Origin of the sequence: Streptomyces sp. NPDC048142 (assembly GCF_043202835.1) — a bacterium.
Classification (GTDB): Bacteria; Actinomycetota; Actinomycetes; order Streptomycetales; family Streptomycetaceae; genus Streptomyces.
Genome location: NZ_JBIDBC010000010.1, coordinates 95,463 through 119,799, shown reverse-complemented (window position 1 = coordinate 119,799; position 24,337 = coordinate 95,463). Strand labels below are relative to the sequence as shown.

Sequence of the window (24,337 nt, the reverse complement as noted above, 5' to 3'; positions counted from 1 at the left end):
GTGAACCGAGTCAACACGAAGGATTCGTGACGGGTCGGGCAACGAAGCTTTCCTGTGTGGCGTGGGTGATTCGCTATGCTCGCGGGCAGGAGCGCGGACGGACCGAGGGAGAGCCAGTGCCGGAGAACGCGACGGAGGTCACCGCGGCCGGGATCGCACGGCTGGCCGGAGTGGGCCGTGCCGCCGTCAGCAACTGGCGCCGCCGTCACGCCGACTTCCCCCGGCCCGTGGGTGGCACCGCGGCCAGCCCCTCCTTCGCGCTGCCCGATGTGGAGCGGTGGCTGCGCGATCAGGGGAAACTCGCCGAGGTGCCGCTCCGCGAGCGGGTCTGGCAGGAGGTGGCCGGCCACCCCGCAGGGGTCGCGCAGGCCCTCGTGCACGCCGGCTGCGCCCTGCTGCTCGTCCGTGACCGGCCCGCCGCCTGGCTGGAGTTGACCGCCACGTCCGACGAGCGGATGGCCGACGTGCTGCCGCACGTCGTGGACCACGTGCTCACCGCCCGACTCGGCCCCGACGCCCCCGCCGGCATCTCAGCACCCGGCAGGGCCACGCCCCCAGGAACCGTCGGCACGCCGGAAATCGCCGGCACGACCGTGTCCGGTACGACCGCGTCCGGTACGACCGCGTCCGGTACGACTACCCCCAGCACGACCACGGCCGGTACGAACACGCCAGGCGCGAACACGCCAGGCGCGAACACGCCCGACGCGACTACCCCCGGCGCGACCGCGTCCGGTACGACGACCCCCGCCGCGACCACACCCGGCCCCACCGCCTCCGGTCCCGCCACACCCGGTTCCACCGCCTCCGGTCCCACCGCGCCCGGACCCGGGGTCGTTCATCCGGCGAACCCGCCCGAGGCCCCGAGCGTTCACCGGGCGCGAGCCGTTCACACCCCCACCGCACAGGACCTGCTGCCCTCCGTCCCGCTCCTGCGCGCCGCCGCGCAACTCGCCGCCGAAATCGGGGCCGGTCAGACCTTCGAGTTCCTGCTCGGTCGGCACCTGGACGCCAACCCCCGCCAGTACACGCTGACCCCGCCGCACCTCGCCGAGCTGATGGCGGACCTCGCCGAACCCCCGAAGAGCGCGGGTCGCCCGGCCCCCGACCGGCCGCTCCGCAGCGTCCTCGACCCGGCCGCCGGAACCGGCGCCCTGCTCCGCGCCGTCGCCGGGCCCGCCGCGCTGTACGCCCAGGAGGCCGACCCCGGGCTCGCCGCCCTCACCGCATTGCGCCTCGCCCTGGGCGCCGGCGGAACACAGGGCGCACCTCCCGCCCTGGCCGTGCGGACCGGGGACACTCTGCGGGCCGACGCCTTCGCCCGGCTCGCGACCGACACCGTGCTCTGCCACCCGCCCTTCAACGACCGCAACTGGGGTCACGACGAGCTGGCGTACGACCCGCGCTGGGAGTACGGCTTCCCCGCCCGTGTCGAGTCCGAACTGGCCTGGGTCCAGCACGCCCTGGCCCGGCTGCGCGACGGCGGCACCGCCGTCCTGCTGATGCCTCCGGCCGCCGCCTCCCGGCGCTCCGGTCGACGCATCCGCGCCGACCTCCTGCGCAGAGGAGCCCTCCGCGCGGTCATCGCCCTCCCGGCCGGCGCCGCACCCCCGTACGGCATTCCGCTCCACCTCTGGGTCCTGCGCAGACCGACGCCCGGAGTCCGCCCCGGACCGGACCTCCTGCTGGCCGACACCGCCGGGCTCGCGGCGCCCGCCGGAGAAGCGGGCGGCAAGGCGGCGGGCGGCGGACGCGACCGGCTCGACTGGCCCGGCGTGCGCGCCGCCGTGCTCGACGCCTGGCGCGATCGGGCCGACCTCCCCGGCGTCAGCCGTGTCGTGCCCGTGGTCGAACTCCTCGACGACGACGTGGACCTGGCCCCGGCCCGGTATCTGCCCCGCCCCGCGGCCGGGGGAGACGTGTCCGGACTCGGCGAGGTACGGGAGCGGCTTGCCGACACCCTCCGGCTGACCGCCCGCCTCACCCCGCCGCCCGCCGTCCCCGCCGCCCCCGCGCACCGCCCCCGGACCACCGTCGGTGAACTCGCCCGCGGCGGGGCGCTCTCGCTGCACACCGGCAACGCGTCACCGGGCGGCCCGGGACCCGTCCTCACCGAGCACGACGTCCTCACCGGAACGGGCCCGGCCGGATCTCCGCTCACCGGTCCGGATGCCTCGGGCGCCGCTCCCGACGACCCGGTCGTGCTCGAACCCGGCGACGTCGTGGTGCCCGTGCTCGGCGGCGGGGCCGTCGTCCGGGTCGTCGGCGAGAGGGACGTGGGCGCCGCGCTCGGCCGCAACCTCCAACTGCTGCGGCCCGATCCGGCCGCCCTCGATCCGTGGTTCCTCGCCGGGTTCCTGCGCGGCACCGCCAACAACCGGCAGGCCAGCAGCTACGCCTCCACCGCGGCCCGGCTGGACGCCCGACGCCTTCAGCTGCCCCGGATGCCGCTCGCGGAACAGCGGAAGTACGGGGATCGGTTCCGCGAACTGGCCGCGTTCGAGGACGCGCTGCGGACGGCGGAGCGGCTCGGCGGGCTGTTGGTCCAGGGGATGTACGACGGGCTGACGGACGGCACGGTCACGCCCGGATGAACGGCACGGTCACGCCCGGATGAGGTGAACCACAACGGGTGGGCCCATCCGGGGACGGCCGGTCGGCGGAGGTGTATACGCTCACCCCACACGTCCGACATACGCCTCCCAGGAGCAGCACATGCACGGCTACGGCCCGCCGCCGCAGCAGCCGACGACCCCCCGGCCGTCCTCGGCGACGCTCATCGCGGTGCGCGTGATCCTCGTGGTGGTGACCGTGCTGAGCTGCGGCCTGCTGGGCTGGGCGGCGATGCTGCGGCTCGCGATCGTCACCCGCAGGCCGCGCGACTGGGTTCTGCTGGCGGTCGTGATCGTCCTCAACGCCGGGCTGTTCGCCTTCATCATGGCCACACCGGACGACCCCGACGACATGTCGGACGCGTCCGCGCTGCTCCTGATCCTCTGGCTCGTCAGCGTGCCGGCCGGGGTGATCACCTACTACCTGTACGCGGAGACGCGCCACTACAGCACCCTCGGCCCCCCGCCCCCGTACGCCACCCCGGCCCCCGCCCCCGTGCACCCCACGCCACCCCCGTACCAGCAGCACCAGCAGCCCAATCCGTACACCGTGCAGGCCCCGCCGCCCACGCCCGCGCCCCAGCGCCTCGACCAGGTCCGCGCCGAGCTGGACGAGCTGAGCGACTACCTCCGCAAGGAGGGCGAGGGCCGGTGAGCGGGCGGATCATCGCCGACCGGTACGAGCTGGCGTCGATCCTCGGCCAGGGCGGCATGGGCCAGGTGTGGACGGCGTACGACCGGCGCCTGGACCGCCGCGTCGCCGTGAAGCTGCTGCGCCCGGACCGGGTCGCCGGGCCCACCGGCAGCGACGCGGCCGACGACCTGCGCCGCCGGTTCGTCCGCGAGTGCCGGGTGACCGCGCAGGTCGACCACCCCGGCCTGGTCACCGTCCACGACGCGGGCAGCGACGACGACGACCTCTACCTCGTCATGCAGTACGTCGAGGGCGCCGACCTCGCCGACCACCTGGCCGAACGGGACCCGTACCCCTGGCCCTGGGCCGTCGCGGTCGCCGCCCAGCTCTGCGCGGTCCTCAGCGCGGTGCACGCGGTGCCGATCGTCCACCGCGACCTCAAGCCCCGTAACGTCATGGTCCGTCCCGACGGGACCGTCACCGTCCTCGACCTCGGGGTCGCCTCCGTCCTCGACACCGACACCACCCGGCTCACGCACACCGGTTCGCCCATCGGCTCCCCGGCCTACATGGCCCCCGAGCAGGCGATGGGCGGCGCGGTCGGCCCGTACACCGACCTGTACGCCCTCGGGGCCGTGCTGCACGAACTCCTCAGCGGTGACGTCCCGTTCGCCGGGTCCACCGCGCTCGGCGTCCTGCACCGCCACCTCTACGAGCCCCCGCTCCCGGTCCGGCAGACCCGCCCCGAGGTGCCCGTAGCGCTGGAGTCCCTCGTGCTGCGGCTGCTCGCCAAGGACCCCGGGGCCCGGCCGGCCTCCGCGCAGGAGGTGTACGAGGACCTCGCCCCGCTGCTGCCCAGGCACGGGACCCCCGCCGAGCCGCTCGACCCGACCCGGCCGTTCCTGCGCCCGCACGCCCCCTGGCCGGACCGGGCCGCAGCCCCGCCATCCGTGCCCGCCCCGCCGTCCGCCACCCCGCCCCCGGCGCGGGCCGTCCCCGTACCCCCGAGCACCCCGCCCCACGCCACCCCGCCGCCGCCCGCCGGCCGGCCGGACGTCGCGCGGGCCGTGGACGAGGTGAAGAAGCTGCTCGTCGAGGGCCGGATCACCCAGGCCGTGGACGTCCTCGGCGCCATCCTCCCGGCCGCCGCCGTTGAACACGGCGAGCACTCACCGGTCGTCCGCATCCTCCGCAAGCAGTACGCCGCGACGCTGATGGACGACGGGCAGTACCGCCGCGCCCTGCCCGAGCTGCGCCGCCTCGCCGGGGACCGCGCCGCCGAAGCGGGCCCGGCCGACACCCAGGCCCTCCAGTTCCGCTACGACGCCGCCCAGTGCCTCGAACAGCTCGGCGAGGCCGGGGCCGCGCTCGGCGAGTACCGCGCGGTCCTCCCGTACTACGAGCACGCCTACGGGTCGGTCACCTCCGACCCCGGCCGCGCACTCGACATCCGGCACCGCATCGGACAGCTGCTCCTGGCGGTCGGCGACCACACCGCGGGCCGGGCACAGCTCCAGGCCCTGCTGTACGACGCCGAGCGCACCTACGGGCCGCACCACCCGCTGCCGATGGACCTGCGCCGCCTGCTCAGCCACCAGCGGGACGTCAGCGGGGGCTGACAGCGACCCCCATACCGGACCACATCCCCAACTCCTCCCGAATCGTTGGCCGAATCAGTGGCACCCGCCACATCCACTGCCTAACATCGATCACCGCAAGGCTTTGTGCACCGATGCACAAACTCTCCCCGGGAGGCTCCTTTGCACCGCCGTCCTCGCACCGCGCTCGCCGTTCTCGCCGCAACGCTCGTCGCCGCGCCGCTCCTCTCGGCCTGCGGCAACCAGGCCCACCCCGGCGCCGCGGCCGTCGTGGGCGGCGAACGGATCGAGGTGTCGGCGGTCCAGGCCCGCGCCGCGGACGTCCGCACCGCCCAGGAGAGCGCCCCGCAGGCAGCCCAGCTGGTGAACAAGTCGGGCCAGCTCAACCGCGCCAAGCTGCACGGGATGATCTTCGGCCGGATCCTCGACCGCGCCGCCGCGGACGCGGGGGTCACGGTCACCCGCAAGGAGATCCAGGAGATGCGGCGGGCCAGCCGCGCCCAGCAGGGCGGCGAGGAGCAGTTCGAGGCGATGATGCTCCAGCAGCGCTGGGTCGCCCCGGAGCAGATCGACGCCGACATGCGCCAGGAGGTCCAGCTCCCGAAGCTCGCCCGCGCGCTCGGCGCCGACCTGGGCACCCCCGCCGGGCAGCAGGCCGTCGGCGAGGCCCTCACCGAGGCGTCGGAGGCCCTCGACATCGACGTCAACCCGCGCTTCGGCACCTGGGACGACCAGAAGATGCAGCTCGGCAGCTACAGCGCGCCCTGGATCACCCAGGTCACCGAGTTCGCCCCGGAGGAGCCGACGGGCGCCTGAGCCGGTCCCGGGCCTGAGCCACCGCAGCCGGAGGTAGGTTCGCAGGGTGAACGCTGAAGCCTCCGCCGACCCCGGCCGCATCGTCCTGCTCACCGCCAGCCACCGGGTCGCCCCCGGCCTGCTGTCCTGGCCGGCCTGGCAGACGCTGCACGCGGCCGACCGCGTCCTGTGCGCGGACCCGGACCAGCCGCAACTGCCCTACCTCCGCGAGGCGGGCGTACGCGTCGATCACGCCACGCCCGCCGCCGACGACCTGGTCGCCGACTGCGCGGGAGGCCGGACCGTCGTCGTCCTGGTCGGCGGCGAGGGAAACGGGCCGCTGACCGACGGGCTGGCCCGGCTCGGCGGCTCGGGCCGGGTGCGGATGCCGGACCTGGAGCTGCTCCCCGGCTCGTACGACCTGCCCGGCGCCCGCCTGCTGGACCTGGTCCAGGTCATGGACCGGATCCGCCGCGCATGCCCCTGGACCTCGCAGAAGACGCACCGGGGCCTGGCCAAGTACGCCATCGAGGAGGCGTACGAACTGGTCGAGGCGATCGAGGACGGCGACCGGGACGAGCTGCGCGAGGAACTCGGCGACGTCCTGCTCCAGGTCGTCTTCCACGCGCGCATCGCCGAGGAGGATCCCGAGGAGCCCTTCGCCATCGACGACGTCGCGGGCGGCCTCGTCGAGAAGCTGATCCACCGCCACCCGCACGTCTTCGGCGACGAGAGCGCCGAGACCCCGGAGGACGTCCACGCGCACTGGCTGCGCACCAAGGCGATCGAGAAGCAGCGCACGTCGGTCACCGAGGGCGTCCCCCTGGGCCAGCCCGGCCTGGCCCTCGCCGCGAAACTCGGCAGCCGGGTCCGTACGGCCGGCCTCACCGTTCCGCTGCCCGCCGGCGACACCATCGGCTACGAACTCCTCGCCCTCGCCGTACGCGCCGAGGCGAACGGCACCGACCCGGAGGCCGCCCTGCGCGCGGCGGCCCGCGCCTACCGCGACGCGATCCTGGCGGCGGAGGGCGCCGGACCGCGCGCCCGGTAGGGGGCGCGGGTGCTCCCCGCACCGCGTACGGTCGCCTCCCGTCCACCGCCCCCGGAGCCTCTGCGGTGCGGGGCCGTCACCAGCCTCTGCGGTGCGGGGCCGTCACCGCGATCGACCAGTCGGCGTTTCCGGTGTGAACTCGACCGGAAGGGTGCGCAGGCCCCGCATGATCAGGCCGCCACGCCACCGCAGATCGGCCGGGTCCACCGCGAGCCGCAGGTCCGGCAGGCGGCGGAACAACGTCTCCAGCGCGGTTCGCCCCTCCAGCCGTGCGAGGGGTGCGCCGAGGCAGTAGTGGATGCCGTGTCCGTATCCCAGGTGCTGGTTGTCCCGGCGGGAGAGGTCAAGGGTGTCGGGGCTCTTGAACCTCTCGGGGTCGCGGTCCGCCGCCGCGAGCACCACGAGGACCGGGTCACCCTTTCGGATCGGCTGTCCCCCGATTTCGAGCCCCTCGGTGGCGTACCGCCAGGTCGCCAGCTCCACCGGGCCGTCGAAACGCAGCAGTTCCTCGATGGCGCTGTCGATGAGGGAGCCGTTGCCCTGCTCCACCGCTCCCTGGAAAACGGATCGCTGAACGGGGTTCCGGAAGAACGCGTGGGCACTGTTGCCGATCAGGTTGATGGTCGTCTCGAAACCCGCGAACAGGATCACGAACGCCATGGCGGCGGCCTCGTTCTCGGTGAGGTGCTCGCCGTGGTCACTCGCCCGGATCAGGTCCGAGATCAGGTCGTCGCCGGGGTCCGCGCGCTTCTTGTGAATCAGCTCGGAGAGGTAGGCGCGAATCTTCTTCACGGAGCGGGCGACGCCGCCGCGCGGTCCGCCGCCGTGCCGGATCATCATCCCGGCCCAGTCACGGAAGTCGTCCTGGTCCTCGCGGGGTACGCCGAGCAGGTCGCAGATGGCGTAGATGGGGAGCGGGAAGGCGAATTCATGGATGAGGTCGGCTTCCCCCTTCTCCGCGAAGGCGTCGACGAGGCTGTCCGCCAGTTCCTGGACCCGTGGCGCGAAGAGCGCGGTCCGGCGCGGGGTGAACGCCTTGGACACGAGCCGGCGCAGCCTGGTGTGGTCCGGCGGGTCGATGTTGAGCAGGTGCGTCATGAGGCCCGCACCGCGTTCCCCCGGGATACCGGTCTTGGCGCGGCCCTGGGCGTCATCAGCGTGGTATTCGGGGTTCTTGGAGAGCCGGGCGTCGGCGAGTGCCTGCCGCGCGTCGGCGTAGCGGGTCACGAGCCACGCTTCCACCCCGGACGGCAGTTCCGTCCGGTGCACGGGCGCGTGCTCCCGCAGCCAGGCGTACGCGGGATACGGATCGGTCGCGAACTCCCAGGAGAAGAGTTCCGGAGTCGGGGTGTCGTTCACCTGGCGACGGTATCGGGCGCTTGTGCGGCGAGGGCCCACCGGCATGGCGTGGAGATCTCGACGACGACCGGACGCCCGCCCTCCCCTAGCCAGCTCCCGCCGTCCCGGCGGCCTGAGCCCCGCGAGCGCCGGCAGGCCTCCGGCGCGGACAGGAGAGGCACCGCTGCGGTTCGACGGGCCGGTGGAGTTCGCGACCTGGCGTTATGTCACCGAGGTGCTGACGAAGGCTCGGCCGGTGGGGCAGACCGCGCCGGCCACGCCGCTGAGACGCCTTCCTGGCCTGCGACTTGCGGGAGAACCTGCCGATTTGCGCCGACGCGGCGGGCTCATCATGCGGGGATTGCGCACGCTTCCGGCCGAGTTCGAGCCGGTCGGCCGTTCCGAAAAAAGTGACACTCTGTCAAGTCTGTGACTTTCACGTGATCTGCGCTGCATCGACTTGTGACATACGTTCGAGTCCCGCTAGGTTCACGGTTCGACGCGTCGGCCGCTCGTTGCTCACGCGTCACTTGTGTGCCGGCGCAGGACCCGATTCCTGCTGCGCGGCGCTCAGGTCACTCGCTCGTCAGTCGCACGGAAGGCATACCCATGGGCTCCGCGAACGGCAGACACCGCCGCCCTCGCCAGGCACCCGCCATCGTCGTCGCCGCAGGGGTGACGGGATCGGCCATCGCCATCCCGCTGCTCGGCGCCGGCGGCGCGCACGCGGCCGAGGCCACCACCTGGGACCGGGTCGCGGAGTGCGAGAGCGGCGGCACATGGAGCGCCGATCTCGGCAACGGCTACTACGGCGGGCTCCAGTTCTCGCAGGAGACCTGGTCGGCGTACGGCGGCACGGCGTTCGCGCCCCGCGCCGACCTCGCCAGCCGGTCCCAGCAGATCACCGTCGCCGAGAAGGTCCTGGACGACCAGGGCCCGAAGGCGTGGCCCAGCTGCGCGGCCATCTCCGGCCTCGCGACGGACGGCGGTCTGCCCGGCGTCGACCCGGGCGTCTCGCCGTCCCCCGACCCGTCCCCCGCCCCGACGACGACCCCGACCGACGAAGCGGACGCAACCGGTGAAACGGATGAATCCGGCAAGTCGGCTGAAACTGACGGGTCCGATGGGGCTGATGGGTCGGACGGGTTCGATGGGGCCAACAGGTCTGACGGGTCGGATGGGTCCGGCGAGCGCGGGAAGAGCGGCGCGGCGGACACGGAGGGCAATGGCGGTACGGAGAAGGGGAGCGAAGCCCCCGGCTCCTCGGTGACGCCCCCCGCCCCGCCGGCCTCCGGCGCCCCCGACGCCTCGACGGACGAGGACGGCAAGGCGGGCAAGCACCGGGGCGCCCCCGCGCCCGAGGAGGCCGACCCGGGCCGGGAGGGCGACCCCCGCGAGTCGGGCAGGCACGCCTCGCGCGGCGAGGGCGACGCGCGGAACGGCGGCGCGGCGACGGCCGGTGCGTACACGGTGCAGCCCGGGGACAACCTCTGGGCCATCGCCGGCGCACAGGACCTTCCCGGCGGCTGGACCGGCCTGTACGAGACGAACAAGGACCTCCTGGGCTCCGACCCGGATCTGATCCTGCCCGGCCAGAACCTGGATCTGGGCCTGGGTCAGGCCGCGGACCGGGGTGCGGATCAGGCCGCGGGCCAGGGTGCGGACCGAGGTGCGGACCAGAGTACGGATCGGGTCGCGCCGGAGAGCGCCGAGGGGCCCGCCGCCAACTGATCCAATCCGGGAGAAAACGCCCCCGAAATTCGGGCAGTTCAGAGGCCTATGTCCACTTTTGCGTAAGTGAGACATGGGTCTCTTTGCTTCAACTGGCGTGCCCCGTCCGGCCGGTCCGTGCGTATCGCGCCCGACCTGCGGAAACGGCCTGCCGGCCACGGCGAGTTCGGGGTTATTGCCCCCTATGTCCATCTTTGAATGTCGGGGTTGCCTGCGCTTACGGTCGGAGCCGCTCGCACCGCGGGCCCCGTCGACCGTCACGCCGAATCCTGCCGTCGGTCGAAGGGAACAGACGCGTAAGCGCCGTAGGCAGGAGCGGGGGACCCAGGTAGGCCGCCGGGTCCGGACGCCTCGTCGAACCGACGGGGACGTACGGGACCGGCTTGGGGTGAAGTCGCATGCGGCACCGTGCGACCGGGCAACTCATCAGCCCGAACCCGACAGCTCACCTCGTAGGCGTCGGTGAGGGGATTTCCATGCTGCTGAAGAGCAAGGGCAAGCACCGCCGCCCGTCCAAGGCCACCCGTATCGCCACCCTCGCGGGTGTCACCGGTGCCGCCGTCGCCGTCCCGCTGATGGGCGCGACCAGCGCTTCCGCCGCCTCCGTCGAGACCTGGGACGCCGTCGCCCAGTGCGAGTCCGGCGGCAACTGGTCCATCAACACCGGCAACGGCTACTACGGCGGACTGCAGTTCTCGCAGTCCAGCTGGGCCGCCGCCGGCGGTACGCAGTACGCCTCGCGCGCCGACCTGGCCTCCAAGGACCAGCAGATCGCCACCGCCGAGAAGCTCCTCGACCTGCAGGGCCCGGGAGCCTGGGCCTGCGCCGGCGCCGGCGGCCTCACCAACGACGGGGTGGACCCGGGCGTGAACACCGGCTCCGGCCAGGCGCAGCCCGAGCGCCAGGCCGAGCAGCCCACCACGCGCAGCGAGCAGCGCACCGCTCCGCAGGCCGAGAAGAAGGCCGAGACCAGGAAGACCGTCACCACCCCGACCGGCGAGAAGGTCCAGAAGGGCGACGGCGAGTACAAGGTCGAGGCCGGCGACACCCTGAGCAGCATCGCTCAGAAGGAAGGCGTCAAGGGCGGCTGGAGCAAGCTCTTCCAGCTCAACGACGACATCGTCAAGGACGCGGACCTGATCTTCCCGGGTCAGCAGCTCCACCTGAAGTGACCGTCAGCTCCACCTGAAGTGACCGTCGCCCTCCTCCCCGGAGGGGAGGCGTCCGGCAGCACTTCTCCCCGCACGGCTTCCCGGCCCGGCGCGCTCTTCCCCCCCGGCGCGCCGGGCCGGGTCTTCGCGAGCGGCGGGGGTCCGGGGGCCCGCATTCGTTCATTTCTTGTCGGCAGTACTGGTTACTGCCCAGTAGATTTCTAGAGATTTGTCCGTGATGCAGGTCCTTGGGTCCTTTTTCGTCCCAGGAGGCGGGCGGTCGGCTGGCCGACGCGGCCGGGCCCGATAGGCTCGTGTCGCAAGGCCACAGTGACCCTGCACAACCAGCGTCATATCCCAGAAGGAGATGCCTCGTGCCGTCCATCGACGTCGTCGTAGCCAGGGAAATCCTCGACTCCCGGGGCAACCCCACGGTCGAGGTCGAGGTTGGCCTCGACGACGGCAGCACGGGCCGTGCTGCTGTTCCGTCCGGCGCCTCCACCGGTGCGTTCGAGGCTGTTGAGCTTCGCGACGGCGACCCCAACCGTTACCAGGGCAAGGGCGTCGAGAAGGCCGTCCTCGCCGTCATCGAGCAGATCGGCCCGGAGCTCGTCGGGTACGACGCCACCGAGCAGCGCCTCATCGACCAGGCGATGTTCGACCTGGACGCCACCGAGAACAAGGCCTCGCTCGGCGCGAACGCCATCCTCGGCGTCTCGCTGGCCGTCGCGCACGCCGCCTCCGAGGCGTCCGACCTGCCGCTCTTCCGCTACCTCGGCGGCCCGAACGCGCACCTGCTGCCCGTTCCGATGATGAACATCCTGAACGGCGGCTCGCACGCCGACTCCAACGTGGACATCCAGGAGTTCATGATCGCCCCGATCGGCGCGGAGTCCTTCTCCGAGGCCCTGCGCTGGGGCGCGGAGGTCTACCACACGCTCAAGAAGGTCCTCAAGACCAAGGGCCTGTCCACCGGACTCGGCGACGAGGGCGGCTTCGCCCCGAACCTGGACTCCAACCGCGCCGCCCTGGACCTCATCGTCGAGGCCATCAAGGAGGCCGGCTACGTCCCGGGCCGTGACGTGGCGCTCGCGCTCGACGCCGCCGCTTCCGAGTTCTACAAGGACGGCGTCTACGAGTTCGAGGGCAAGTCCCGCTCGGCCGCCGAGATGACCGCGTACTACGAGGAGCTCGTCTCCGCGTACCCGCTGGTCTCCATCGAGGACCCGCTGTACGAGGACGACTGGGCCGGCTGGAAGACCATCACCGACCGCATCGGCGCCAAGGTCCAGATCGTCGGCGACGACCTCTTCGTCACCAACCCCGAGCGCCTGGCCCGCGGCATCGAGGAGGGCTCCGCCAACGCCCTGCTCGTCAAGGTCAACCAGATCGGTTCGCTGACCGAGGCCCTGGACGCCGTCGAGCTGGCCCAGCGCAACGGCTTCAAGTGCATGATGTCGCACCGCTCCGGCGAGACCGAGGACGTCACCATCGCCGACCTCGCCGTCGCCGTGAACTGCGGCCAGATCAAGACCGGCGCCCCGGCCCGTTCGGACCGCGTCGCCAAGTACAACCAGCTGCTGCGCATCGAGGAGATCCTCGACGACGCCGCGGTGTACGCGGGCCGCTCCGCCTTCCCGCGCTTCAAGGGCTGACCCGTAGCCACCGGACGGTAGCCTCCGCCCGTCCCCGCACCCGGTCCCGTACCGTGTGCGGGGACGGACGTGTGTAACGGGGAGGCGGGAGACATGGCCGGGAAGGACCGCGACCGGTTCTCCACCGCGACCAGGCTGCGGCTGTTCGGCGAGCAGACCGCGGCCCGCGTGTACCGATCCCAGAACCGCCGTCAGGCCCGCCGCTCCCGGCTCACCGGCCGGGCCGCGTTCCTGGCGCTGGTGGTCTGCTCCCTGGTGGTGGCGCTCGCCTACCCGATGCGGCAGTACGTCTCCCAGCGCGACGAGATCGCCGAGCAGGAGCGGCTCTCGCGGCAGGCGGAGCGGCGCACCGAGGAGCTGCGGGACGAGAAGGCGCGGCTCCAGGACGACGCGTACGTCATGCGGCTGGCCCGCCAGCACCTCCATTACGTCCTCCCCGGGGAGACCGGCTACACCGTGTCCGACCCCGACGCGGCCCAGGACCGCCGCGGCGAACCGGGCGCGAGTGGCCGGCCCTGGCACTCGAACCTCTGGGGCGGCGTGGACAGCGCCGACCGTGACGACCGCGACTGACCGACCCGTACGCACCCCCTTCTCTCCGACGACTCCCTCCGACGAGCTTTCGACGAGCTTCCGAGCAGAACCTAGGCAGGCATGGAAACGCCCCCTCCGCAGACCGAGTCCACCAAGCCCACCGACGCGGACATCGCGGCGTTCGAGCAGCAGCTCGGCCGCCCGCCGCGCGGCCTGCGCGCCATCGCGCACCGCTGCCCGTGCGGCAACCCGGACGTGGTGGAGACCCAGCCCCGTCTGGAGGACGGCACGCCGTTCCCGACGACGTACTACCTGACCTGCCCCCGGGCGGCCTCGGCGATCGGCACGCTGGAGGCCAACGGGGTCATGAAGGAGATGACGGCCCGTCTGGAGACCGACCCGGAGCTGGCCGACGCCTACCGGGCCGCGCACGAGGACTACATCACCCGCCGCGACGCCATCGAGGTCCTGACGGGCTTCCCGAGCGCGGGCGGTATGCCGGACCGGGTGAAGTGTCTGCACGTCCTGGTCGGCCACTCGCTGGCCGCCGGGCCCGGGGTCAACCCGCTGGGCGACGAGGCCATCGCGATGCTGCCCGAGTGGTGGGCCAAGGGCCCCTGTGTCGCACCGTGCGCCGTGGACGCGGAAGGGCAGGACGGATGACCCGGGTCGCCGCCGTCGACTGCGGTACGAACTCCATCCGGCTCCTCGTCGCCGATGTGGACCCTGCCACCGGCGCCTTCACCGAGCTGGACCGGCGGATGACGATCGTCCGCCTCGGCCAGGGCGTCGACCGGACCGGCCGGCTCGCCCCCGAGGCGCTGGAGCGGACGTTCGCCGCCTGCCGCGCGTACGCGACGGCGGTTCGGGAGCTGGGCGCGGAGCGGATCCGTTTCGTCGCCACCTCCGCCTCCCGGGACGCCGAGAACAGCGATGTGTTCGTGGCCGGGGTCCGGGACATCCTCGGCGTCGAGCCCGAGGTGATCACCGGCGACCAGGAGGCGCAGCTCTCCTTCGACGGGGCCACCAAGGAGCTGGCGGGCAGCGACCACCTGGCGAAGCCGTATCTGGTCGTGGACATCGGCGGCGGCTCCACCGAGTTCGTCCTCGGCTCGGACCGGGTCGAGGCGGCCCGGTCCGTGGACATCGGCTGCGTACGGATGACGGAACGCCACCTGGTCGTGGACGGGGCCGTCATGGACCCGCCCAGCCACGAGCGGGCCGCCGCGATCCGCGCGGACGTCGACGCCGCCCTCGACCTCGTCGAGCGGACCGTGCCGCTCAAGGGGGCCGGCACCCTCGTCGGCCTGGCGGGCACCGTCACCACGGTCGCCGGGATCGCGCTGGAACTGCCGGAGTACGACTCCAAGGCCATCCACCACTCCCGGATCTCCCGCGGCCAGGTCCGCGCGATCACCGAACACCTGCTCCGCTCCGCCCACGAGGAGCGCGCGGCGATCCCGGTGATGCACCCCGGCCGGGTCGACGTGATCGGCGCGGGGGCGCTCGTCCTGCTCGCCGTGATGGAGCGGACGGGAGCCCACGAGGTCGTCGTCAGCGAGCACGACATCCTCGACGGGATTGCCTGGGATGCGGCAGAGGACCCTCAGTAGCGCTTTGGACGACATCCTCGACGGGATCGCCTGGAGCGCCGCGTAGCCCTGCGGGCAGTCCTCCGGCGGCCCGCTCAATCGCATCGTCACCTGCACCGTTGAGCCCCGATCGGGCCCCCCGGAGCCGCTCGGGAGACCCCTCCGGGGGCGCGTCGCGAGAAAGTTCGTGAACTTCTTCACAAGGAATCGGGCCCGGTTGGTCGCAGTTGGGGCCCATCGGGCCGGAACTGGTCGCCCCGGAGGCCATGCGGAGGTGCGGCGCGCGCGTTCCGGGTGCGTTGCGTCCGCATGAAGGGGAGGGGTGGTTCACCCCGCCCGAAGGGTCAAGGGCCAGCTCACAAGCGGTGAACAACGTCTCCCGCGGTGTCGTGGTTCCCTTTCGTACCCATGATCTGGGTCACGTGGGCGGCGAAGTGTAGCAGAGGGTCGCCCAATCCTTGTGAAGGGGCTCACGAGCACCCCCCTGGGGCGGGGTGGATACTCGATGGCATGAGCACCACGGAGCGTCCCAGGATCCTCGTTGTAGGCGGTGGGTACGTAGGCCTGTACGCAGCTCGTCGCATTCTGAAGAAGATGCGATACGGAGAGGCGACCGTCACGGTCGTCGACCCGCGGTCGTACATGACGTACCAGCCCTTCCTCCCCGAAGCTGCTGCCGGCAGCATCTCGCCTCGGCATGTCGTCGTCCCGCTGCGACGCGTGCTGCCCAAGGCCGAGGTTCTCACCGGTCGTGTCACCACCATCGATCAGGACCGCAAGGTCGCCACGGTCGCGCCGCTCGTCGGCGAGGCCTACGAGCTGCCCTTCGACTACCTGGTCATCGCGATGGGCGCGGTCTCCCGTACCTTCCCGATCCCCGGCCTCGCCGAGCAGGGCATCGGCATGAAGGGCATCGAGGAGTCCATCGGTCTGCGCAACCACGTCCTGGAGCAGCTGGACAAGGCTGACTCCACGACCGACGAGGACGTCCGCCGCAAGGCGCTGACGTTCGTCTTCGTGGGCGGCGGATTCGCCGGTGCGGAGACCATCGGCGAGGTCGAGGACATGGCCCGCGACGCGGTGAAGTACTACACCAACGTGAAGCGCGAGGACATGCGCTTCATCCTCGTCGACGCCGCCGACAAGATCCTTCCCGAGGTCGGCCCGAAGCTGGGCGCCTACGGCAAGGAGCACCTGGAGAGCCGCGGCGTGGAGATCTACCTCTCCACCTCGATGGACTCCTGCGTCGACGGTCACGTCGTGCTGAAGAACGGCCTGGAGGTCGACTCCAGCACCATCGTGTGGACCGCCGGTGTGAAGCCGAACCCGGCACTGGCCCGCTTCGGCCTGCCGCTCGGTCCTCGCGGTCACGTGGACACCTCCGAGAAGCTCCAGGTGCAGGGCACCGACTACATCTGGGCCGCGGGCGACAACGCCCAGGTGCCGGACATGGTCGGCCGCCGCGCCGGCAACCCGAACGCCTGGTGCCCGCCCAACGCCCAGCACGCGCTGCGTCAGGCGAAGGTCCTCGGCGACAACGTGATCTCCGGTATGCGGGGCTTCCCGCAGAAGGAGTACAGCCACGCCAACAAGGGTGCGGTCGCCGGTCTCGGCCTGCACAAGGGCGTCGCGATGATCGTCATGGGCAAGGTGAAGATCAAGCTCAAGGGCCGTCTCGCCTGGTACATGCACCGCGGCTACCACGGCATGGCCATGCCGACCTGGAACCGTAAGATCCGGATCTTCGCCGACTGGACGCTGGCGATGTTCCTCAAGCGTGAGGTCGTCTCCCTCGGCGCCATGGAGACGCCGCGCGAGGAGTTCTACGAGGCCGCCAAGCCGGCCCCGGCTCCGGCCGCCGCCAAGACGGAGGGCGAGAAGGCCAAGGCCTCCTGACCCTCCGGTGAGACGCCCCGCGAGGGGCGCACCGTACGACGCCCGAAGGGGCCGTCCGCCATCCGTGGTGCGGACGGCCCCTTCGGCGTATCCGGCCGGCGGCCCGGACCGGGCCCCGGACCGTGACGACGGCCCGCTCCCGCCTATGTGGATGGCATATGCACGCGCTTTGCCGATTCGTTGCCCGGTAGCGGGATGACGGAGTGTGCGAGGAGAGTTGACGCAGGTGTACCTCGCTGCGGCACAGGGGTGTGGCAGCGGGTTTACGAGCATGTCTGTACGCATTGTGCTTGTTGTGCTTGTTGTGTTTGTCGGGGAAACACCACGGAGGTGTGCGCCATGGCCGACGCCGCGTCGCGGCTGACCGCTCTTGCCGAAGAGTTGCTCTCGGAACCCCTGCCGGTCCGGATCCGGGCCTGGGACGGCAGCGAATCGGGGCCGCCCGGCGCCCCGGTCCTGGTGATCCGCCACCGCCGCGCCCTGCGCCGGCTGCTGTGGAAGCCGGGCGAACTGGGCCTGGCCCGCGCCTGGGTGGCCGGCGAGATCGACATCGAGGGTGACCTGTACGAAGCGCTCGGCCACCTGGCCGGTCTGCTCTGGGACCGCGGCGCCGACGCCAAGGACGCCGTCCACCCGGTCCGCGACCCCAAGGTCCGCGCCTTCGCCCGCGGCCTCCTCGACCTCGCGGGCCCCTGGCCGCCGCCCGCCCCGCCCGCCGAGGAGGTGCGCCGGCGCACCGGGCCGCTGCACACCAAGCGCCGCGACAAGGAGGCCATCAGCCACCACTACGACGTCGGCAATGATTTCTACGCCCTGGTGCTCGGCCCCTCGATGGTCTACTCCTGCGCCTACTGGCAGGACGGGGAGACCCTGGAGGACGCCCAGCGCGACAAGCTCGACCTGGTCTGCCGCAAGCTCGGCCTGAAGGAGGGCGACCGGCTCCTGGACGTCGGCTGCGGCTGGGGCTCGATGGCCATCCACGCGGCCCGCGAGTACGGGGCGCAGGTCACCGGCATCACCCTCTCCCGGGAACAGGCCGCCCACGCCCGCAAGCGCATCGCCGAGGAGGGGCTGACCGACCGGATCGAGATCCGCGTCCAGGACTACCGGGACGTCCTTCCCCGAGCTCTCGGCTCCGCTCGGACAGGGGATACCCCACCCGGGCCGTACGACGCGATCTCCTCGATCGGCATGGCCGAGCACGTCGGCTCGGTCCGCTACCGGGAGTACGCGGACGACCTCTACGCCCTCCTGAAGCCCGGCGGCCGCCTCCTGAACCATCAGATCGCCCGCCGCCCCGAGAAGGACGAGGACGCCTACCGCATCGACGCGTTCATCGACGCCTACGTCTTCCCGGACGGCGAGCTGGCCCCGGTCGGCCGCACCCTGGCCACGCTGGAGGAAGCCGGCTTCGAGGCCCGGGACGTCCAGGCGCTGCGCGAGCACTACGCGCTGACCCTGCGCCAGTGGGTGGCCAACCTGGAGCAGCACTGGGAGCGGGCGGTACGCGCCACCTCCCCGGGCCGGGCCAGGGTCTGGCGGCTGTACATGGCGGCGTCGGCGCTCTCCTTCGAGCACAACAGGATCGGCGTCAACCAGATCCTCGCGGTGCGCCCGCTGGACGGCGGCGGCTCCCGGATGCCGCTGCGCGCCCGAGCCTGGACGGAGGCCCGGAGGCCTGACCCGTACCCGTACCCGTAACGGAGGCCCGGAGGCCTGACCCGTGCCCGTACGGCATGGGCGAGGGGCCGGTGCACCGCTCTCCAGCGGTGCACCGGCCCCTGGGCGTGTCCGGTGGATCCTTCGTCCCGGCCCCGGGACCTGCGGCTACTCCGTCTTGATCGCCGTCAGCATGTTGAGCTTCGCGGCGCTGCGGGCGGGCCACAGCGAGGCGAGGACGCCCACCAGGCCGGCCAGGAGCAGGAAGAGGCCGAGCCGGTCCCACGGGATGACCAGGGCGTATCCGGGGATGTCGGCGGACAGGGTCTGACCGATCGCCCAGCCGAGGAAGACCCCGAGGCCGACCCCGATCACCGCGCCGAAGACCGAGATGACGACGGCCTCCAGACGGATCATCCGCTTGACGCGACCCCGGTCGAGACCGATCGCGCGGAGCATGCCGATCTCCTGCTGCCGCTCGAACACCGACATCGCGAGGGTGTTGACGACCCCGAGGACCGCGATCAGCAGGGCCATGGCGAGCAGCCCGTACATGATGTTCAGGGCGGTGTTGATGAAGCCGCCGAACATGTCACGGATGTCCTGCCGGTCCATGACGCTCATCGCCGGGTTGTCGCCGAGCGCGTCCACGATGGACTGCTCGTTGGCCTTGCTCGCGCCGCCGTCCGTCTTGATCCAGATCTCGCGGATGTCGGGGCGCGAGGCGGCGCTGTGCTCGTCCGCCATCTCCTTCGGGATGAGGAAGGTGGAGAGGAACTCGTTCTCCTCGTAGACGGCCCCGACCGTCACTTCGCCCTTCTTCTCGTCGTCGAACTTCACCGGAAGCGTGTCGCCGGTCTTCCAGCCGTTGGACTTCGCGGTCTTGGCGCCGACCGCGACCTGGCCGTCCTTCAGCGAGCCGAGCGAACCGGAGACGGTCCTCAGCGAGAAGACCTTCTCCACGTCGCCCGGAGTGACGCCGGAGGCGGACTGGTATGCACCGTCGACCTCGAACCAGGCCGCCTGCTGCGGGGAGAGCGCGGCGACGCCGTCGGCCTTCGCCAGGGCCTTGAGCGCGGACTCGTCGAGCGCGTCGCCGCTGGCCATCGAGACCATGTAGTCGGCCTTGATGTCGTCCGTGGTCATCTTGTCGATGGCCTGGCCGAGGGTGACGCCGAGCACCGAGATGCCGGTGACCAGGGTCAGCCCGATGGCCAGCGCGGAGGCGGTGGCTCCGGTGCGCCGCGGGTTGCGGACCGCGTTCTGCGAGGCCAGCTTCCCGGAGACGCCGAACAGCTTCTTCAGCAGCGGCCGGACCAGGGCGATGACCGGGCGCGAGAGCAGCGGGATCAGGACGATGACGCCGATCAGGGCGAAGAACGCGCCGCCCGCGACCAGCTGCCTGCCGGGCGAACCGCCGGCCGCCGCGCCGCCGATGATTCCCGCGGAGCCGAGCAGGGCGATCGCGCCGCCGATGGAGTTCCGTACGACCAGGGACTTGGTGGAGGCGGTGGCGTGCACGCTGCTCATCGCGGCCACCGGGGCGATCTTCGCGGCCCGGCGGGCGGGCAGCCAGGCGGCCATCACGGTGATCAGGATGCCGACCGCGAAGGCGGAGAGGACGGCGGTCGGCGAGACGACCAGCGGGCCGGCGGGGATCTTGCCGCCCAGGAGGCCCATCGCGGAGCGCAGGCCGGTGGCGAGGCCGAGGCCGAGGGCGAAGCCGATGACGGAGGCGATCGTGCCGACGACGGCCGCTTCCAGCAGCACCGAGCGCTTGATCTGGCGGCGGGTGGCTCCGATGGCCCGCATCAGGGCCAGCTCACGGGTCCGCTGGGCGATCAGCATGGTGAAGGTGTTGGCGATGAGGAAGATGCCGACGAACAGCGCGATGCCCGCGAAGGCCAGCAGCATGCCGTTGAGGCCGGCCATTCCGTTCTCGATGTCCTTCGCCTGCTGGTCCGCCAGCGCCTGACCGGTCTGCGCGGTCGCCTCCTTCGGCAGCAGGGGGACGATCGCGTCCAGCAGCTTCTGGTCGGAGACACCGTCCGCCGCGGTGACGGTGGCGCCCTGGAAGACGCCGGGCTTCAGGTAGAGCTGCTGGGCGGTCGCGGTGTCGAACAGCACGAGACTGCCGCCCGCGTTGACCGCGCCGTCCTCGGTGGTGAAGATCCCCGAGAGGGTGTACTCCTTCACCGGGCCGTTGGTGGCGACCCGCACCGGGTCGCCGACCTTGTACTCGCCCTTGCTCGCGGTGTCCTTGTCGAGCGCGACCGAGCCGTTCCGCGCCGGGCCCGAGCCGTCGGTGAAGGCGTAACTCGCGTCCTTGCCGTCCTTGCCGGGGGCGAAGTTCGCGCCGGTGTTGGACCAGCCGTTGCCGATCAGCTTGCCGTCCGGGTCGGCGACCCCGGCGAAGCCGGAGACCCGCCCGGTGGCTGAGGTCACGCCGTCCAGGCCCCGGATCTTCTCCAGGGTGGCGTCGTCGATACCGGGGGTCTTCTCGTCGCGCCCGCCGGCGTACGTCTCCACGGCGACGGCGACATCGTCGTAGCTCTTGGCGGACTGGTTGCGGAAGGCGTTGCCGAGGGTGTCGGTGAAGACCAGGGTGCCGGAGACGAACGCTACGCCGAGCATGACGGCGAGCACGGTCATCAGCAGCCTGGCCTTGTGCGCGAGCACATTGCGCAGGGCGGTACGGAACATGTCTGTGTGTCCTGGGATGGGTTCCGGAAGTGGGGGCGGGGACGCGCGGAGGCGGCGGCCGGGGTGTGGCGGGCGCCCGCGTCAGCTGGTGCGGCGGCCGTGTCGGCCGGCCGCCGGCGACGTCAGCTCGTACGGCCCTTCGCGTCGAACGCCTTCATCCGGTCGAGGACCCCGTCGGCGGTCGGGTGCATCATCTGGTCGACGACCGCGCCGTCCGCGAGGAAGATGACCCGGTCCGCGTAGGAGGCGGCCACCGGGTCGTGCGTGACCATCACCACGGTCTGGCCCAGTTCGCGTACCGAGTTGCGCAGGAAGCCGAGGACCTCGGCGCCGGAGCGGGAGTCCAGGTTTCCGGTCGGCTCGTCACCGAAGATGATCTCGGGCTGCGAGGCCAGGGCGCGGGCCACGGCGACACGCTGCTGCTGACCGCCGGAGAGCTCGGTCGGGCGGTGCTTCAGCCGTTCCGACAGCCCCACCATGTCGATCACCTTCTGCAGCCACGCGGCGTCCGGCTTACGGCCCGCGATGTCCATCGGCAGGGTGATGTTCTCCAGCGCGGTGAGCGTCGGCAGCAGGTTGAACGCCTGGAAGATGAAGCCGATCTTGTCCCGGCGCAACTGCGTGAGCTGCTTGTCCTTCAGCGTGGACAGCTCGGTCTCGCCGATGCGCACCGAACCGCTGCTGAAGCTGTCGAGCCCGGCGACGCAGTGCATCAGCGTCGACTTGCCGGAGCCCGAGGGGCCCATGATCGCCGTGAACTCGCCCTGCGGGAAGTCCACGGTCACCCGGTCCAGGGCGACGACCTGCGTCTCGCCCTCGCCGTAGACCTTCGACAGCTCCGTGGCGCGGGCAGCCACCGCGGTGGCGCGGTGAACGGTGGGGGTGGTGGTCACAGGGACGCTCCTGGTTCGGATGACGCGGATGCTCGGACACGGGGGCCGTGCTGAGGCGGGCGCTCACGCCATGCCTCGGGGACTTACTCCATCGTTACGTCCCGATCGCGCCGGGGCGTCCCTCCCGATGCCCGTTCCCGTGGCCGTCTTGAGTCGCATCACCGGCGTGGGTTCGTCCTCCTCGGGTATGACACCGACCCTGACCGGAGTCGTGGCCGCCGCTTCACGGTCACCCGGCGTGAGCGCATGGACGCGGGTGGGAGCGCCGCGGCAGCCGCCGGGGTGGGCATCGCGACGGGCGTCGCGACGGCGGGCGTCGCGAGGGCGGGCAGGTCCTCCTGGAGCGGCGCTGGACCGGAGGTCGGAGCGGCGCAGGATCGGGGGCCGGAGCGGCGCCGGAGCCGAGGGTGGCGGATGCCCTGGCGAAGCCTGGCGCGGACCTGGCGCATTGGGCCGTCCGAGTGCGGCGACTTTCCGTCATTCCCGGGTGGTGTGCCGACCGCCCACGATCGGCCGTGGGCGTGTGGTCAGCCCGGCCGCATGTGCTGACGGACCCTCAAGCGGTCAATAAAATAAGACAACATCGCGCCACTGTTCCGCTGATCGAGGGATCTCCCCGGATAGGGTCGGTAGCCGAACGCGGAGTCGCGCGGCACGCCCGGATGGTGGAACGCAGACACGGCGAGCTTAAACCTCGCTGCCCCTCGGGGGCGTGCCGGTTCGAGTCCGGCTCCGGGCACCACGCGCCGCACTGTGCGTGACCAGGGGTGATGACCCGCTACCGCCGGGTAGTTTCTTGGTTTCTGGCGCACACCTGGCGCACGCTGACTGCGTTGTGTGTATGGCATACGTGGATCCAGTGGAGAACAAGGCCGGAGAGGCGACCGGCTACCGGGTGAAATGGCGCCTGGGCGGGACCCGCAACGGCGACTGGCAGGGCGAGTGGTTCCTCGACGTGACCTCTGCGGAGGTCTTCCGGGACGCGGTGAACGACAACGCGCAGCAGTGGCCCCCGGGCTGGGTGAAGGGCAAGGGGTACATCGCCCCGGGGTCGGAGGACGAGGCCCGGTTCCTCTTCGAGGCGTACGCCCGGGAGTCCATCGAGAACCGGACCGGGATCGAGGGCCGCTACCGGGGCGCGATCGTGAAGGAGCTGGAGACCTACATCCTGCCGACGTTCCGGAACTGCGACGTCCGGTCCACCGATCACTTCTCGAAGGCCACGATCGGGGCCTGGGTGAACGAGCTGGCGGCCACCCACGTCTGGCGCGGGTCGAAACGGAAGCTGATGGCACCCAAGACGGTGAAGAACCTCCACGGGCTGCTGTCCAGCATCCTCCAGGAGGCCGTCCTTGAGGAGCCGCCGCTGAGGCTGCGGAACCCGTGCGCGCTGACGCGCCTGCCCCGGCTCGACGATGACGGCCTGGACGAGGACGACGACGGCGGCGGCGAAGAGATGGAGTTCATGACCCCCGAGGAGGTCGAGGGGATCGCGTCGCACATGCCATCGGAGGGTGGTGCGCAGCTGGTGCGGGACAAGTACGCGATGGGTGCCCGCTGGGGGGAGATCACCGCGGTCGCCCGGAGGCACCTGACGCCTCCGGAGCAGCGCGCGGACGGGAAGCCGCACATGCGGATCGCGCGGGCGTGGAAGCGGTCGACGGAGAAGGGTCACTATCTCGGCGAGCCCAAGCCGAAGCGCTCCAGGCGCTCTTTGAGAGTCGACGGGGTGACGTGGGCGCGGATGGTCGGGCGTGGCCTTCTCGGGATGCCTCACGGTGACCTGCTGTACCAGGGCCCGAACGGTGGGCGTTGGGTGTAGCTGAGCGATCCGGGGCGGAAGGACTCCCGGGTGACGTACCCGGGTGTGCGGATCGTCGAGGCCGCCCTGATCAACGAGGGGCTGTTGGCGAAGGCGTACGGGGATGGGCACTACGGGCTGGCGGCGCTGTCCGGGTATTCGCGGTGGCAGGAGTACCTCGGGTTCCGTGGGCGCCGCCCGGGTAACGGTGTTGGTGTGGGGTGGCGCGCTGACGGTCCTCGGCGGCATCGGTGCGGCGCTGTGGCGAGTCGGGCGGGGTATCGTCCGGACCGTACGGCGGATGGATGACTTCATGGGCGACTGGTGCGGCGAGGAGGGGCGTCCTGGTGCCCCGGCCCGGCCGGGGTTGATGGAGCGGGTATCCGCAATCGAGGCCCGGCTGCTGGGCGTCGAGCACGAGCTGCACCCGAACGACGGGGGCAGCCTGCGGGACGCGGTCGACCAGGTGAACCGGCGACTGGTGGACCTGTGCCCGGACCGTGCCGCCCCTGCCCGACGGCTACCGCCGCCGTCCTGAGACCGGGCGTCCCGCTCCACGACTGCGGGAGCGGGCCGCCCGACTTCCGCGTTTCGCCTGCGTCCGATCACCCCTGTGGTGAATCCTGGTGGTACGGGCTGCTTCTCCCGTTGGTAGCGGTCCGGACCGTGATGCTCCGATCGCGGTTGTGGACGA

The 24,337-nt window shown here is 71.7% G+C and carries 18 protein-coding genes, 1 tRNA gene, 1 pseudogene and 1 riboswitch; of the genes and pseudogenes, 17 read left to right on the top strand and 3 right to left on the bottom strand.

Annotated features, from left to right (window positions below; translation table 11 throughout):
* Positions 1 to 116 precede the first annotated feature (116 nt).
* The 5 genes from ACGF2Y_RS15835 to ACGF2Y_RS15815 all read left to right on the top strand — a co-directional run bounded on the left by ACGF2Y_RS15835 (position 117) and on the right by ACGF2Y_RS15815 (position 6,690).
* A complete protein-coding gene (locus ACGF2Y_RS15835; RefSeq protein ID WP_392947025.1) occupies positions 117 to 2,594 on the top strand; it encodes an N-6 DNA methylase in 2,478 nt (825 codons plus the stop codon).
* Between the two features lie 121 nt (positions 2,595 to 2,715).
* Positions 2,716 to 3,267 (top strand): hypothetical protein, encoded by a 552-nt coding sequence (locus ACGF2Y_RS15830; RefSeq protein WP_392947023.1) that lies wholly within the window; start codon positions 2,716 to 2,718, stop codon positions 3,265 to 3,267.
* Positions 3,264 to 4,865 (top strand): protein kinase, encoded by a 1,602-nt coding sequence (locus tag ACGF2Y_RS15825; RefSeq protein ID WP_392947020.1) that lies wholly within the window; start codon positions 3,264 to 3,266, stop codon positions 4,863 to 4,865. The genes ACGF2Y_RS15830 and ACGF2Y_RS15825 overlap by 4 nt, the downstream gene beginning before the upstream one ends.
* Positions 4,866 to 5,006: 141 nt before the next feature.
* A complete protein-coding gene (locus ACGF2Y_RS15820; protein WP_392947018.1) occupies positions 5,007 to 5,660 on the top strand; it encodes a SurA N-terminal domain-containing protein in 654 nt (217 codons plus the stop codon).
* A 46-nt stretch (positions 5,661 to 5,706) separates the two neighbouring features.
* On the top strand, positions 5,707 to 6,690 hold the full coding sequence (locus ACGF2Y_RS15815) for a nucleoside triphosphate pyrophosphohydrolase (RefSeq protein ID WP_392947015.1): 984 nt from the start codon (positions 5,707 to 5,709) through the stop codon (positions 6,688 to 6,690).
* A 102-nt stretch (positions 6,691 to 6,792) separates the two neighbouring features.
* Here the strand turns inward: ACGF2Y_RS15815 and ACGF2Y_RS15810 are convergent, their stop codons facing one another.
* Positions 6,793 to 8,094 (bottom strand): cytochrome P450, encoded by a 1,302-nt coding sequence (locus ACGF2Y_RS15810; protein WP_392947013.1) that lies wholly within the window; start codon positions 8,092 to 8,094, stop codon positions 6,793 to 6,795.
* Positions 8,095 to 8,203: 109 nt separating this feature from the next.
* Here ACGF2Y_RS15810 and ACGF2Y_RS15805 point away from each other — a divergent pair.
* The 9 genes and pseudogenes from ACGF2Y_RS15805 to ACGF2Y_RS15765 all read left to right on the top strand — a co-directional run.
* Positions 8,204 to 8,461: pseudogene (locus tag ACGF2Y_RS15805) on the top strand (hypothetical protein); the annotation flags it as partial.
* 176 nt (positions 8,462 to 8,637) lie between these two features.
* Positions 8,638 to 9,759 carry a transglycosylase family protein gene (locus ACGF2Y_RS15800; RefSeq protein ID WP_392947010.1) on the top strand — a complete coding sequence of 374 codons (1,122 nt, stop codon included), beginning with the start codon at positions 8,638 to 8,640 and terminating at the stop codon, positions 9,757 to 9,759.
* A gap of 291 nt (positions 9,760 to 10,050) precedes the next feature.
* A riboswitch (cyclic di-AMP (ydaO/yuaA leader) is annotated at positions 10,051 to 10,233 on the top strand.
* Between the two features lie 2 nt (positions 10,234 to 10,235).
* Positions 10,236 to 10,931: a transglycosylase family protein gene (locus tag ACGF2Y_RS15795; protein ID WP_392947008.1), complete on the top strand. Its 696-nt coding sequence runs from the start codon at positions 10,236 to 10,238 to the stop codon at positions 10,929 to 10,931.
* Positions 10,932 to 11,284: 353 nt separating this feature from the next.
* Complete coding sequence (gene eno, locus ACGF2Y_RS15790) at positions 11,285 to 12,565, top strand: phosphopyruvate hydratase (protein WP_392947005.1); 1,281 nt, start codon at positions 11,285 to 11,287, stop codon at positions 12,563 to 12,565.
* A gap of 93 nt (positions 12,566 to 12,658) precedes the next feature.
* A complete protein-coding gene (locus ACGF2Y_RS15785) occupies positions 12,659 to 13,138 on the top strand; it encodes a septum formation initiator family protein (protein ID WP_392947002.1) in 480 nt (159 codons plus the stop codon).
* An 81-nt stretch (positions 13,139 to 13,219) separates the two neighbouring features.
* The gene (locus tag ACGF2Y_RS15780; RefSeq protein ID WP_392946999.1) at positions 13,220 to 13,762 is read left to right on the top strand and encodes a DUF501 domain-containing protein; all 543 of its coding nucleotides are present in this window, start codon (positions 13,220 to 13,222) and stop codon (positions 13,760 to 13,762) included.
* Complete coding sequence (locus ACGF2Y_RS15775) at positions 13,759 to 14,712, top strand: exopolyphosphatase (protein ID WP_392946996.1); 954 nt, start codon at positions 13,759 to 13,761, stop codon at positions 14,710 to 14,712. Before ACGF2Y_RS15780 ends, ACGF2Y_RS15775 begins: the two co-directional genes overlap by 4 nt.
* Positions 14,713 to 15,201: 489 nt before the next feature.
* Positions 15,202 to 16,587 carry an NAD(P)/FAD-dependent oxidoreductase gene (locus ACGF2Y_RS15770; RefSeq protein ID WP_392946993.1) on the top strand — a complete coding sequence of 462 codons (1,386 nt, stop codon included), beginning with the start codon at positions 15,202 to 15,204 and terminating at the stop codon, positions 16,585 to 16,587.
* Positions 16,588 to 16,926: 339 nt separating this feature from the next.
* On the top strand, positions 16,927 to 18,288 hold the full coding sequence (locus ACGF2Y_RS15765) for a class I SAM-dependent methyltransferase (RefSeq protein WP_392946991.1): 1,362 nt from the start codon (positions 16,927 to 16,929) through the stop codon (positions 18,286 to 18,288).
* Between the two features lie 126 nt (positions 18,289 to 18,414).
* On the opposite strand, the gene ACGF2Y_RS15760 is transcribed toward ACGF2Y_RS15765, so the two are convergent.
* The gene (locus ACGF2Y_RS15760) at positions 18,415 to 20,949 is read right to left on the bottom strand and encodes an ABC transporter permease (RefSeq protein ID WP_392946988.1); all 2,535 of its coding nucleotides are present in this window, start codon (positions 20,947 to 20,949) and stop codon (positions 18,415 to 18,417) included.
* A 122-nt stretch (positions 20,950 to 21,071) separates the two neighbouring features.
* A complete protein-coding gene (locus ACGF2Y_RS15755) occupies positions 21,072 to 21,842 on the bottom strand; it encodes an ABC transporter ATP-binding protein (RefSeq protein WP_215107609.1) in 771 nt (256 codons plus the stop codon).
* 656 nt (positions 21,843 to 22,498) lie between these two features.
* On the opposite strand from ACGF2Y_RS15755, the gene ACGF2Y_RS15750 reads away from it, so the two are divergent.
* The 3 genes from ACGF2Y_RS15750 to ACGF2Y_RS15740 all read left to right on the top strand — a co-directional run bounded on the left by ACGF2Y_RS15750 (position 22,499) and on the right by ACGF2Y_RS15740 (position 24,181).
* Positions 22,499 to 22,584 (top strand) — tRNA-Leu (locus tag ACGF2Y_RS15750).
* 99 nt (positions 22,585 to 22,683) lie between these two features.
* Positions 22,684 to 23,664 carry a hypothetical protein gene (locus ACGF2Y_RS15745; RefSeq protein ID WP_392946984.1) on the top strand — a complete coding sequence of 327 codons (981 nt, stop codon included), beginning with the start codon at positions 22,684 to 22,686 and terminating at the stop codon, positions 23,662 to 23,664.
* Between the two features lie 166 nt (positions 23,665 to 23,830).
* Entirely contained in the window at positions 23,831 to 24,181 is a 351-nt protein-coding gene (locus ACGF2Y_RS15740; RefSeq protein WP_392946981.1) for a hypothetical protein, read from the top strand.
* Positions 24,182 to 24,337 lie beyond the last annotated feature (156 nt).